Raw genomic sequence first — 13,115 nt, 5'->3', positions numbered from 1 at the left:
TATTCATGCGAATAATTCATTGAAAAAATCATTAAAAACTTACTGAAAATTAATTTTAAATTTAATATAAAAAAAGTTAATGCTCCTAAAATATAGAAACATTAACTCTTTTAATTTTATTTATTGGTATTATATATAATTTAATTATTATTAATTGTATATATTTATTATTTATTTTTTATTCTTTTTTTCTCTCTATTCTGATTATATTTTTTTATTTTTATTTATTTTTTTATTAAGGCTTTAGCCCCCCTATCCCCCCGTCACTCCTTTAGAGTTCCGAGTTCCCTCTTTCCAAGTTCCATTATTTATATGTTTTATCTTTTTCATTTTTTTATTTTTAAGTAAAATTAGTGACCTAAAACTTTTCTATTATCTACTTATTCAATTTAAAAGCAACTTATTTAGCTCTTTTTTGAGCTTTTTTAATCTAATGGCTACTTTTCTTCACTATCTAAAAAATCTCTGTTTTCTGATATGTTTTTGTTGCTTTTTGCTCAATTTCTCTCTATCATCATATAGCTTTTTTAACTTATCTTATATTTTTACTTATTATTTACTGCTTCTATTGAAGTAGCAACAACTGTTAATATAGTACCAACTACTTTTATTACAGTTATAATATCCATCTATTTCACCTCCTTTAAATATGTATAAATATATGAGTAACTATCTCTTACAGGAACTAATTTGATTACATACTTAGCAACTTCTAAATCTATGTAGACTAATGTTTCATTATCATATCCTCTACCATTACAGAACCTTACTACAGTATCAAAACTCTTTATTAAATCAAATTGAATGTAGTTAAGTTCTTGTTGTAGCTTCTTTAAATCTATTTCCTTTTTATCATTTAATTCAATTATTAAATCTCTAGGATTCCATTGATTAGCAAGCCCTCCATCATAGAAATCAAAACGCATTACTCCAAGTAGTTCCTTAGAACTATACTCAAAAGACTTTTCTTTACTTAGTTCTTTCATCTTATTACCTCCTAATATTCTTCTGCTAACATCATAGTTGAGTATTCATTATCATCTATTACGAAAACTTTTATGTTTCCATTAACCTCTATATTTTCTAAATCTATAACATACTTTTCTTTATACTCTGGAACTTCTTGACTATGTTCAATAACAATTCCTTCTTCACATTTTCTTATCTTGAAAACTTGTAAGTAGTCTAATTCCTTAATTTCTTCATTCAATTTATCAATCATACTCCAAAGTATAAGTTGTAATCTTAAATCTAACTTTTCATTAGCTCCTCTTGTTATATATCTGCTCTCTTTCTTAAACATCTTAATCCTCCTAAAAATAATTAAAGCTACCTAATTACTTTTCTTGTAATTAAGTAGCTATTTTAATTCTTGCTTCAACATTTCTATGAATTCATCTGAAAATACTTTCTCTTTAATGGACTTCTTTATTAACTCCATTAACTCTAATTCAGTTACATCAAGACTTCTTGGAATATAAGTCTCATCACCTCTTCTAGTAGATTTATATACACAGAATCTTATTTCATTCCTTTTTAGTTCCTTGATATATATCTTTTCTATTGTATATGTATATTCATCATCTCCAACTTTTCCTTGATTTATTATCTTACAATACTTAGTTTCCTTGATTATCTTATCCTCTTTTATATTCTTACTCACATTAAATTAACCTCCATTTATTCTAATAGGAACTTAGAAAGTTCTTCTGTTGTTACTACTACAATTGCATAATCACTTGAAAGCAAAAATAAGGAAGAAGTCCAATTAACTCCTTCCTTACATTCAATAATATCAGTATATTCTGGTATTAAACCTTGTAACTTATCTTTCTTTAACATTTCGATAACAACGATATTTTCTGCTATAACTATATATCCTCCTAAATCTTTCTCTATATCTCTATTAGCTCCATAATTTTCACCTAATACATTAATGACGTCTAAAACATTACTGATTACTTCTATAGGATATCCTTTTAATTGATTTTTTAAATAAACCTTTTTCATTATAAATTTCTCCCTTCTAAGAAAGTAAAAAACTTTTACTTGTATACATAAATACAAGTAAAAGTTTGTTTTTCTAAGTTAATAATATATATTTAATTTATCTTTTAATACAGTAATTAACCTAATTCTAATATTGTAATTTAAAAGTGTTTTTGAAGATTTCTACAAAAAATTTACGAACCTTCTTGTATTGTTCAATCAAATTATCTTCATTTTTAATCCCTTATATTCATGATATTTTTTTATCCATTATCATAGAAATAATATATAACACTAATACTGGTGCTACTAATAATGAAGTACATACTATACCAATACTTACTGAAATATTTGTAGCTATGATTCCTATAATCGGTCCACCTAAAATTTGACCTAAGGAATTCATTTGTCCATTTATAGAAAGCACAGTAGCTCTAGAATTATCATCTATATGCCCATTTAACCACGCACTGAATATAGGTTCATTTATAATTCTAAAGGTATTTGTTGCCAAATAAGCTATTAACATTAAACTAAAGTTTCTTGTAAGAGCAAATATCAACATAGACGATATATAAAGTATATTTATGCATAATAATAGTTTTCCATTTTTCCTATTATCCTCATTCTTAAGATTCTTTGCCATAAAATGCATTACTATGAAGCTCAATATCATTCCTAAAATTCCAAAAATTCCAAACCAAGTCACTGAACTAAGGTTTCCAAGTTTAGGAAGTGTAGTATCTTGTAAAAAATGCGCATTAGAAAGTCTATCATAACCTTCACTTGATAATCCATAAAATAAAGTTACTGCAAGTAAAATCATAATTATAGATTTACTTTTTACAAATTTAAGACCAGATTTAAATGTATATACCATCTTTTTGAATGTATTTAAATCCCCAGGAGCAGATGGTTTAAAATTATTTTCTGGCATATATAACCATAAAAATAATGCAAGAATTATAAATAAAACTCCACTAACTATAATAGGAAGCCTTACAGAGAAATTAGCTATTACAGTGCTTAGTACTATTCCAATAAATGCTCCTATCTGCCCTGCTTGTGCTCCCTTTATATAAATTTCATCTAAATCTTTATTCTTCTCTTCTTCCGCAATCCAAGCTTCAAGCGAGCCACTGATAAAAGTAGACCCTAATCCCCATACAATCTGTGCTACAAGTACGAAAACAAAACTAGAAATAGAACCTTCTAAAATAAATCCCACTCCTGTTAAAACTCCCCCAATAACAATAGATAGTTTACGACTATACACATCTGCAACTATACCTGTAGGAATTTCAAATATAAAGCATGCTAATTCCAAAGTAGTTCCAACAAGTATAAGCTGAAGTGGATTTAAATGAACTATTTCAATGTGATACACTATCATAACTGTAGCTACTAACGAAAAACACATTGCTGTAATAGCTGAAAATAATAAATAAGTTTTATATGCTGAAAGTTTATTAACCATTAATCATCACCATCCTAGTATTTCTTAAAAAATTTGTTTGTTTTTCATAATCTTCATATTTAAATATATAAATCATCAAAATAATCTCCTTAAACAAAAAAAGCTGTAAGAGTACACAAATAAACATGGTAATATCAATATTATCAATAATTGATTCTACCACAAATAAACCTTGAGTTATTCAAGATTTTTCATATACTTTTAAAAATAATCCTTATTCAGTTAATTTAATTAAAAATTACCTCTTTGCGCATATTTACAACACCTTTACATTTATATTTTTTATGCTTATATTTTAGTATAATTATAGTATATATAATTTTAAAAATTTTTTCAATGCTACAGATTCTGAAAAACAAATTCTAATTTTCTCAAGTAGTGAAAAATGAAGAATCTATAAATAAAATTAAAATACCCAACAAAAATTCAAACTTTAGATTTTTGTAAGTTTCATTGCAAAAATTAAAGCACACCTATCGTCCATTTATATATCCAATTCTATCCAAAACCTCATTTATTTATGGTACGGTTCATTCTTCATTATTCTAAAAGCTCTATATATTTGCTCTAATAACATTACTCTAAATAATTGATGTGGGAATGTCATCTTAGAAAAACATATTTTATAATTTGCTCTCTTAATAACATCTTGTGATAACCCTAGACTGCCTCCTATAACAAAAGTTATGTTAGAGTTACCCATAACCCCTTGAGTCTCAATAAACTTTGAGAACTCTTCTGAGGTCATCTGTTTAGCATTTAAGTCCATAGCTATAACAAACATATTATCTTTAATCTTAGATAATATTAGTTGTCCTTCTTTATCTTTTATAATTAACTCCTCTTTTTCCGATGCATTATCTGGAGTTTTTTCATCCGGTAATTCTATTATATCTAGTTTGCAGTATCTCCCTAGCCTTTTTGCATATTCGTCTATTGCTAACTTTAAATATTTTTCTTTTAACTTTCCTACTGAAATTACAGTTATGTTCATCTATCTTTCCTCCTATGTTAAATACTAAATATCATTCACAAGTATAATCACTAACTTCTACTATAGGACTTATTTCTTTTAACCTATCCTTCTTTGGTATATATACTTTTAACTTTCCATCTTTAAAAACGGCCTTAATATTATATGGGTCTATATTTTCCACATAAAAATCTTTTGATATATCATTTCCACCTTGTATTACAGCTATAGCAACATTTTTACCATTAGAGAATACTTGATTTCTCTTTATATTTATAGATATATAATTATTGGTATAATCTATATCTATATCTTTTTTTGAAACCCCTGGTAAATCTGCTTCTATCAAATATTTTCTTTTATACTCTTTACAATCTATATTTAAGTTTACCATATTCTCTAGAGTATTAACCATATCATTTACAATATCACTATTTAGCACACTATCTACTATATTATCTATTAATTGACTATTGTTTATTACAGAGTCAAATACATTAGAAAATACGTATGAAAATACATCAAACATAGTATCCTCCATCATAATAATTATAACTTAATATACTTTATTTAATTTGACCATATATTGATACAAAAACATACGTATTAATTAACTTTAAATATTAATATCCTATACTATCATTTAAAAAGATTACGTGTATTCTATTTTTATCTTTTTGACTTTTTATAAGAGTATATTCTCTGCATATTTTTTCTGCACTCTTACAATCCATACAGTATCCAACCTTAGTACATGGAGTGCTTTTATTTAATCTCTTTGCATTTGCTGGTGCTGCGATTTCTCTATTCCTTTTTATAGCCTCATCTAAGTTCTTAACTATCTTATTTACCCCTGCAACTATTATAACCTTCTTTGGCCCAAATAAAAGAGCTGCAACTCTATTACCATTTCCATCTACATTATACAACTCTCCATCTTCAGTAATTGCATTCGTACTTGAAAAATACGCATCTGCAAAAAAGCTTTCTCTATATATTCTATCTATATCCATTGCTGATAAGCCTTCTTTTGCTCTATCTAAAAAGTCATATCTTCCACTTCTTAAATGATCCATAACGCCTGTCTCCACTAGTGACATAGATCCTCCACAACTCACCTTATCCCCTTCATTAGTTAGGCTTATTATCATATCTATCAACTCTTCTTTGCTGTTTACAATATACCCATTCATATTATTCTTTTCTAATGAATTAATAGTTCTTAATATTTTCTCTTCATTTACCCATTTAACATTACTATCCATAAACTCTCTCCTTTTATTTAATACAACTTATAAAAAAAGAGCCTTGATATTCAAAGCTCTTTTGTAAACTATATTATTTTCCACAACATTTCTTATATTTCTTTCCGCTTCCACATGGACATGCATCGTTTCTACCAACTTTGTTTTCATTTCTAACCATAGTTGATTCTCTGTATGCTTTTTGAATTTCTTTTCTCTTTTCTTCTGAGAATATAGCATCCCATTGTGGTAAGTTATATAAGTATTCAGCCTTAGCTTCTAACATATTGAAGTATAATTTTTCTAAATCGATATCTAAAGCTATTTCATCATTAGCAGTTAAATTTTCTAAGTCATATACAGTCTTTAAGCTTTCATTTATTCCATCAACGAATCCCATGATAAACTCTTCTGTTGTATCATATTTCTTAGCAAACTCAGCAATTGTTATTGTTTGAACTTCAGTATGTTTTGCTAATAAATCCTTATAGATTCTGCTTTCAATCTTAGTGTACTCTGCCCAGAAAGCATTTTCACCTTTTGTCTTAACGTACTCTACAACCATATCTGTCCATTGCTTATATAAACTCATTGTAATTTCTCCTCTTCTTACGATGTTATATTACATGTTATCTTATTACATAATTATACTAAATATTTACTATCTTTTTCAATACTTAAGCATCTGTTATTTTAACTAAATACTTACTTCTATTCTTACAATACTCACATTGCTTGTCTTCACATTCTTCCATAATAGGGAATGTTTCATATTCGTTAATTAAGTCATCCATAATATCATCTATATGTTCTTCACATACATACTTTATCATAATTTTCACCTACAGCTTTACTATTTCACTTGGATTATTTCTATTAGCCATGCTTAGAATAACATCTGATCCGATATTAACTCCACTATTCGTCAATACATCAACAACAGTTTGGTATGCTAAATCTGGATGATTATTAGTATTACTTAAATGTCCTAATATTATTTTCTTTCCTAATCCAGCTTTTAATATATTAACTATTGCTTTTCCACAATCTTCATTGGATAAATGGCCTATCTCACTTAAAATTCTTCTTTTTAAGTTATATGGATATGGACCATACTCAACCATACTTACATCATGATTACTTTCTAAAAGCATAACTTCTGAATCCTTAATATTATCCCAAATTTCTTTAGTAAATATTCCAAAATCAGTTGCAACACTAGCTTGTTTATTACCTAGGTTCACTGTATATCCAACTGGAGCTGCTGCATCATGAGGTATATTAAATGATTTAATATCTAAATCATTTATTGATACTACGGATCTTTTATCCATAACCTTTATATTATGCTCTTTTATCTTTCCAATGCTTTTTTCCATAGCCTGCCATGTACTTCGCGGGGCATATATAGGTATATCATATTTTCTTGATAAAATACCTACACCTTTAATATGATCGCTATGCTCATGTGTTATGAATATTCCATCAAGTTCTTCCGCCTTTTGCCCAATACTCTTTAAAGCTTCATCTATCTTTTTCCCTGGTAACCCAGCATCTATTAATATTTTAGCTTTTTCAGATCCTACAAAAATACTGTTTCCACTACTTCCACTATATAATGAGCAAAATATCATTTGTTTTCCCCCAATTATCTATCTTCTCTTCTTATGTCAGCTCCTAAAGCTCTAAATTTATTTTCAATATGAGGATATCCTCTATCTATGTGTTCTATATCTATTATTTCAGTTTCTCCATTAGCTATTAATCCTGCTATTACCATTGCAGCTCCAGCTCTTAAATCTGTAGCTCTAACTCTGCTTCCTGCTAAAGATTCAACACCATCTATTATAGCTGTTCTTCCTTCAACCTTGATTACAGCACCCATCTTCTTTAATTCATCAGTATGCTTATGTCTATTTTCCCATATACTTTCTACTACTAAGCTTCTTCCTTCAGTTATGCTTAATAGAGCTGCCATTGGCTGTTGTACATCTGTTGGGAACCCTGGATATGGAGCTGTCTTTACATTTACTCCCTTTAAAGGTTTATCAACAGTAACTCTAATACTGTCATCACCCTCTTCAACTATAGCTCCAACTTCCATAAGCTTTGCAGAAATTGATTCTAAGTGCTTTGGAATAACATTAGTTATAGTTACATCACCTTTTGTTGCTGCTGCAGCTATCATAAATGTTCCTGCTTCTATTTGGTCTGGAATTACACTATAATTACATCCATTTATAGATTTAACACCCTTAATTCTTATAACATCTGTTCCAGCACCTTTTATATCAGCACCCATTTTATTTAAGAAATTAGCTACATCTACTACATGAGGTTCTTTTGCTACATTTTCTAATATAGTTGTTCCTTCTGCCATAGTAGCTGCTATCATTACATTTATAGTAGCTCCTACTGAAACAACATCAAAGAAAATATTTGCACCATGTAATTCATCAGCTTCTACTGAAACTGCCCCATGTTCTATAGTTACTTTAGCTCCTAATGCCTCAAATCCTTTTATATGTTGATCTATTGGTCTAACCCCTATAGGACATCCACCTGGAAGTTCAACCCTAGCTTTTTTAAATCTAGCTAATAAAGAGCCTATAAAATAATAAGATGCTCTCATTCTTCTTACATCTTCTGTACATGCATTTACAGTTGTTATATCAGTAGCATCTATTTCTAAAGTATTATTATTAATTTTGTTTACAACACATCCAAGACTTTGTAATATTCTTTCTAAACAATGAACATCTTCTATGTCCGGTATATTATCAATAATACACTTTTGATTACTTGCTAAAACTGCCGCTGGTAAAATGGCAACTGCTGCATTTTTAGCACCATTAATTTCAACAGACCCTCTTAAGGCATTGCCTCCATTTATAATTAAAGTTTCCATCCTATTCACCCTTATCTATTTTTATATACATTAATCTATCCTATTTTTCATAAAATTATCCAAAATATATCTCAAGAGGTAATTTTTTAACTATTCCTCTTTTAAGTTAACCTCATTTATTATATCATAAACTAATAAGTAGTTAATAGGTTTTTTTCTGCCAAAAATCCTTTATTTTCACCGTATATATTATATTAGTGAATATATTGTTTGAAAACCTATATACTAATATGATATAATTTTTAGAAAGTATATACAAAAATTTACTTGTGAGGTTATAATATGAAATATTATCTAGTTGCATTATTCGATGATGAATCATACAAAAACTTAAGCCCTATACAAAGAAATTTATCAAAAAAATATAGAGCTAACAGAAACTCTCCAATTCCATATATTCCATTAGAAATTTTAGAAAATCCAAATATAGATAAGCTTAATACAGTTGTTGATAAAATAGTTAAGCCTTATAAAAATTTTAAAGTAGAGGTTTCTTCAAAAGTTAGCATTTGTGATTCTAGTAAAACATTAAATTTAGAAATCGAAGATGTTGGATATATTAAAAGATTAAATAGATTATTATCTGATAACCTTCAATTACATGGATTTAATGTTAAAGGAATTGAATCTGATAAAAATTTACAGCTTACTTTAGCTAATATAAGTTATAATAACAAAGACAATAAAAGAGTTATCGCTCCATTAGATTCAAGATTTAACCTTTCAACTTTAAAAGTAAATAGACTAGAATTATGGAAAATATCTAATACTAGGAGAGAAACTTTAATTCAAACATATCCTTTAAAAGATTTTTAATTTTCTATTAGATTTTTAGCATTGACTATTTTTTATAGTCAGTGCTTTTTTTATAAAAATTTATTTTTTTGTATTCGTTTACCAACCTTTTCAAGAGTAAATTCTTTCTGTAAAATATATTATATTAATCCTAATTAGGAGGTTATTTATGAATATTTCATCTATAGTTGAATCACAACTTGAAAAAAATAAGCAACTTTTAATAAACCATGAGCTTCCTGAATATAAGCTGTGGGTTAGAAAGCATCTTGAGCTTCATGTTAAATTAGGCTCAATTGCTGAAGAAACTAAATGCTATACTTACTTAGAAAATGTTTCTTCAAGCTTAAATAAAGACATTATATTTAAAAAATATGTTGATTTTCTTGCTCATATAATTAGCTTAGGATTATATAGAGAATATATATCAGATTATGAGGTACAACTTAAACCAAATGATTATTGTTTAAGTGACCAATTCTTAAATTTATATATAGATATAAATGATTTAATAGTATCAACATCTTCTGATCACTTTTTAACTTTATTGGAAGATACTTTAAGTCTTGGAGTAACTCTTGGATATTCTGAAAAAGATATAATAAATTCTTTTATTTATGGAGATTAATATTAAGAAACTCAAAAGAGTTTCTTTTTTTTATATAATTAATCCATTAATTTCACATAATATACTTGAGGTGATTATTAATGATTGGATTTATATGTGCTATTATTTCAGGCATATCAATGACTATTCAAGGCGTATTTAATACTAGGCTAAATGAAAAAATAGGTTCATGGGAAACTACTACAATAGTTCAAGCAACAGGCTTAGCATTAGCATTAATAATTTTATGCTTTTTCAGAAAAGGTGATTTTGGTGCTATAAAAGAAGTCAATAAACTCTATCTATTAGGGGGATTTATAGGCGTAGTAATTACTTATACTGTTATGGTTAGTATTGGTTCATTAGGAACTACCCTTGGAATTGGAACTATTTTAGTTGCTCAATTAGCTTCAGCTGGACTTATAGATTACTTTGGTTTATTTGGCTCAGAAAGAAGTAGTTTTGGAATAAGCCAAATAATAGGAGTAATCGTTATGATTGCAGGTATTGTAATCTTTAAATGGAAGCATTAAAAAAGTGCGAAGTGTGCTTCGCACTTTTTTTCTTTTCTTAATTAACAAAAATAGCCTTAGTTTTATACTATATAATGTGGATTAATTTTAAGGAGTTTTTTATGTTCTCTTTAAATAAAAAACTAGACTCTAATCTTAAAAATTATATGGAATTTAATACATCTAGGAGTTATAGGGTTTTAATTAAATGTAGAAACTTTCAGGATTCTATTGAAAAAAGAATCTTATCATATAAAGGAACTATATTAAGAAATATTAATATTGATAATATTATATGTGCTATTTTAAACTCTCAATCTATAAATAGATTATTAGAATACCCTGAAGTTGAATATATATGCTTAGATCAATTTTTTAATCTTTGTGGTATAAGCGTACAAACTGCTAATAGAGTTAGATTATCTAATAGTATAAATGCTTCTGGTCGGGGGGTAGGTATTGGAGTAATTGATTCTGGTGTATATCCTCACCGTGATTTAACAACACCTTTTAATCGAATTGCTACCTTCACAGACTTAATTAATGGTCTCTCATTCCCATATGATGATAACGGACATGGTACATGCACTTGTGGAGTCATTGCTGGTAATGGTGAATCCTCTAATGGAATATATAAAGGAATTGCTCCTAACTCAGAGCTTCATGTGATAAAAGCTTTTAATAGATTAGGAAAAGGATATGTCTCAGATGTACTATATGCTATAAATGAGTTAATATCTATAAGTCCTAAGTATAATATAAAAATTTTATGTTTACCCTTTGAAAGCTTAAATCATGATAAATTTATATTCTCACTTTTTGATAAAATACTAAAAAAAGCTGTTGATTTAGGTATTACACCTATACTTCCTAGTGGAAGTAATAGTATTGAAGGCTCTATTATGGGAATAGCTCTAAGTAAAAATGCTATTACAGTAAGCGGTTTAGATACAACTTCAAAAACAACTCCTTATGAATACTCATCTACAGGTGCTCCAAAAAAAGATTTTAAACCTAATTTTTGTGCTGCTTGTGTAGATATTGTATCTCTTAACTGTAATACATCTTATATATCTGAAAAAAATAATACTAAAATATATGCACCTAAACTTTCATCTTCATACAAAAGCTTTAGCGGCACATCTATATCAGCTGCATATATATCTGGTATATGTGCTTTATTATATGAACTTACACCTACACTCTCCTTTGATGATATAGTATCTATGTTAACAGCTTCATCTACTAACTTAGATCTACCACTAAATACTCAGGGAGAAGGATGTATAAATTTAAATAAATTATTTAAAAAGTAAAAGTGCCATAAAGCACTTTTACTTTTTGACTATATAATTAAGAGGATTTACAGGTGTTTCATTTATCCTTAATTCAAAATGTAAATGAGGTCCAGTACTATATCCAGTACTTCCTACAGCACCTATTATTTCTCCTTTTTTCACTTCTTGATTTAGAGACACGTATATCTCACTTAAATGAGCATAATATGTTTTCATATCGTCACTATGCTGAACTATAACTAAATTTCCATACCCTCCATCATTATATCCAGCATATATTACTTTACCTTCGAAAGAAGCTATTATATCTTCTCCAAGATTTTCAGCTATATCAAGTCCTTTATGATACGAATTAACTCTATCTTCTCCATAATATGATGATATATATCCCCCATCTACTGGTCTCTCTAAAAAACTTACTCCATCATAGTATGGATTTTTACTTCCTCTATGTACTACAGTAGCTATAGGCTCTACTAATACGTTCTCATTTAATATATTTTCTTCTACTTTCGTAAGTCCATCATATACGACTTCCTTATAAACTTCTTTTGTTCCATCAGATCCTTGTACAATAACTTCTTCACCCATATATATACTATTATCTTCTTCAACTATAACTGGTGATTCTATATTTTCTTCTTGAAAGGTTCTTAAACTTAACTCTAAATCCAACAAACTTTTATTTATTATAGATGCCTCATAAATATCTTTTGATATTTCACTACTATTACTCAATTGACACAACTTTAATTCAGTAGGCGTCACTTTTATATTTCCATTTATCTTCATATAAGATATATCTTCAACATTAACTCCTAATTCTCTAATATAACTTTCGCATACACTCTCAATTATTTCATCTTTTTCTTGAGCACTTAGTACATATCCAAAAATATTATTATCTACAGTTATAGCAAAGCCATTAACATTTCTATTTATATTATCTATATTTGCATTTAGATTCTTACTCTCCAAATTAACAATATCATTATAGTTATTAGAAATATCACTTGAATTTGCCAAATAAACTCCTTGTGGTATTTCATTTGAATCATTAATAACATTAATACACTGAACTGTTTTCCTATTTCCATGTATACTATAGCCATTAGTTATTTCTGATATAAGAAATAACAATATTGTTAATACTATTAAGGATAAAGTGGTTTTTCGTATGACACACTTTTCATCCTTCTTCTGCGAGTACATTTTTATCACTCCTCTTTTTTAGTTTTATTTACAACATTTTTTAATTTTCCCAAGAAGTAAAATAATATACATATCATTTCTTTAATTGTTATGTTGAGGG

Annotated in this window: 17 protein-coding genes; 4 read left to right on the top strand and 13 right to left on the bottom strand. The window is 27.7% G+C overall.

Annotated features, from left to right (window positions below; all coding sequences use genetic code 11):
- Positions 1–629 precede the first annotated feature (629 nt).
- The 12 genes from LQE93_RS13360 to LQE93_RS13305 all read right to left on the bottom strand — a co-directional run bounded on the left by LQE93_RS13360 (position 630) and on the right by LQE93_RS13305 (position 8,591).
- The gene (locus LQE93_RS13360) at positions 630–986 is read right to left on the bottom strand and encodes a hypothetical protein (RefSeq protein WP_055227691.1); all 357 of its coding nucleotides are present in this window, start codon (positions 984–986) and stop codon (positions 630–632) included.
- Between the two features lie 11 nt (positions 987–997).
- Positions 998–1,303 (bottom strand): DUF960 family protein, encoded by a 306-nt coding sequence (locus LQE93_RS13355; protein WP_231073983.1) that lies wholly within the window; start codon positions 1,301–1,303, stop codon positions 998–1,000.
- Positions 1,304–1,360: 57 nt separating this feature from the next.
- Positions 1,361–1,663 carry a hypothetical protein gene (locus LQE93_RS13350; protein ID WP_004455733.1) on the bottom strand — a complete coding sequence of 101 codons (303 nt, stop codon included), beginning with the start codon at positions 1,661–1,663 and terminating at the stop codon, positions 1,361–1,363.
- A 17-nt stretch (positions 1,664–1,680) separates the two neighbouring features.
- Positions 1,681–2,010: a hypothetical protein gene (locus LQE93_RS13345; RefSeq protein WP_004455704.1), complete on the bottom strand. Its 330-nt coding sequence runs from the start codon at positions 2,008–2,010 to the stop codon at positions 1,681–1,683.
- Between the two features lie 229 nt (positions 2,011–2,239).
- Positions 2,240–3,466, bottom strand: a complete 1,227-nt coding sequence (gene tetA(P) / locus LQE93_RS13340) for a tetracycline efflux MFS transporter TetA(P) (protein WP_004455690.1) — start codon at positions 3,464–3,466, stop codon at positions 2,240–2,242.
- Positions 3,467–3,980: 514 nt separating this feature from the next.
- Entirely contained in the window at positions 3,981–4,460 is a 480-nt protein-coding gene (rlmH, locus tag LQE93_RS13335; RefSeq protein WP_055266733.1) for a 23S rRNA (pseudouridine(1915)-N(3))-methyltransferase RlmH, read from the bottom strand.
- A 31-nt stretch (positions 4,461–4,491) separates the two neighbouring features.
- Positions 4,492–4,968 carry an Hsp20 family protein gene (locus LQE93_RS13330; RefSeq protein ID WP_055266735.1) on the bottom strand — a complete coding sequence of 159 codons (477 nt, stop codon included), beginning with the start codon at positions 4,966–4,968 and terminating at the stop codon, positions 4,492–4,494.
- Positions 4,969–5,062: 94 nt separating this feature from the next.
- A complete protein-coding gene (locus LQE93_RS13325; RefSeq protein ID WP_055266737.1) occupies positions 5,063–5,704 on the bottom strand; it encodes a lactate utilization protein in 642 nt (213 codons plus the stop codon).
- Between the two features lie 73 nt (positions 5,705–5,777).
- Positions 5,778–6,275, bottom strand: a complete 498-nt coding sequence (locus LQE93_RS13320; protein ID WP_055266739.1) for an SEC-C metal-binding domain-containing protein — start codon at positions 6,273–6,275, stop codon at positions 5,778–5,780.
- 85 nt (positions 6,276–6,360) lie between these two features.
- Positions 6,361–6,516, bottom strand: coding sequence for a CxxH/CxxC protein (locus LQE93_RS13315; RefSeq protein WP_070205693.1), 156 nt, complete (start codon positions 6,514–6,516; stop codon positions 6,361–6,363).
- 9 nt (positions 6,517–6,525) lie between these two features.
- Positions 6,526–7,317 (bottom strand): MBL fold metallo-hydrolase, encoded by a 792-nt coding sequence (locus LQE93_RS13310; RefSeq protein WP_231073981.1) that lies wholly within the window; start codon positions 7,315–7,317, stop codon positions 6,526–6,528.
- Between the two features lie 14 nt (positions 7,318–7,331).
- Positions 7,332–8,591 carry a UDP-N-acetylglucosamine 1-carboxyvinyltransferase gene (locus tag LQE93_RS13305; protein ID WP_055266743.1) on the bottom strand — a complete coding sequence of 420 codons (1,260 nt, stop codon included), beginning with the start codon at positions 8,589–8,591 and terminating at the stop codon, positions 7,332–7,334.
- Positions 8,592–8,873: 282 nt separating this feature from the next.
- Here LQE93_RS13305 and LQE93_RS13300 point away from each other — a divergent pair, with 282 nt between their 5' ends.
- The 4 genes from LQE93_RS13300 (at position 8,874) to LQE93_RS13285 (ending at position 11,821) form a co-directional block, all read left to right on the top strand.
- Entirely contained in the window at positions 8,874–9,407 is a 534-nt protein-coding gene (locus LQE93_RS13300) for a hypothetical protein (RefSeq protein ID WP_055266745.1), read from the top strand.
- A gap of 148 nt (positions 9,408–9,555) precedes the next feature.
- A complete protein-coding gene (locus LQE93_RS13295) occupies positions 9,556–10,014 on the top strand; it encodes a dUTP diphosphatase (RefSeq protein WP_055266747.1) in 459 nt (152 codons plus the stop codon).
- Between the two features lie 80 nt (positions 10,015–10,094).
- Positions 10,095–10,526 carry a DMT family transporter gene (locus LQE93_RS13290; protein WP_055266749.1) on the top strand — a complete coding sequence of 144 codons (432 nt, stop codon included), beginning with the start codon at positions 10,095–10,097 and terminating at the stop codon, positions 10,524–10,526.
- A gap of 101 nt (positions 10,527–10,627) precedes the next feature.
- Positions 10,628–11,821, top strand: a complete 1,194-nt coding sequence (locus LQE93_RS13285; RefSeq protein WP_231073980.1) for a S8 family serine peptidase — start codon at positions 10,628–10,630, stop codon at positions 11,819–11,821.
- A gap of 18 nt (positions 11,822–11,839) precedes the next feature.
- On the opposite strand, the gene LQE93_RS13280 is transcribed toward LQE93_RS13285, so the two are convergent.
- Positions 11,840–13,015 carry a peptidoglycan DD-metalloendopeptidase family protein gene (locus LQE93_RS13280; RefSeq protein ID WP_186838396.1) on the bottom strand — a complete coding sequence of 392 codons (1,176 nt, stop codon included), beginning with the start codon at positions 13,013–13,015 and terminating at the stop codon, positions 11,840–11,842.
- Positions 13,016–13,115: the final 100 nt, after the last annotated feature.

The sequence above is a fragment of the Clostridium sp. NSJ-145 genome, assembly GCF_021044725.1.
Lineage (GTDB): Bacteria > Bacillota > Clostridia > Clostridiales > Clostridiaceae > Clostridium > Clostridium disporicum_B.
This window is presented reverse-complemented; position numbering and strand designations above follow the sequence as displayed.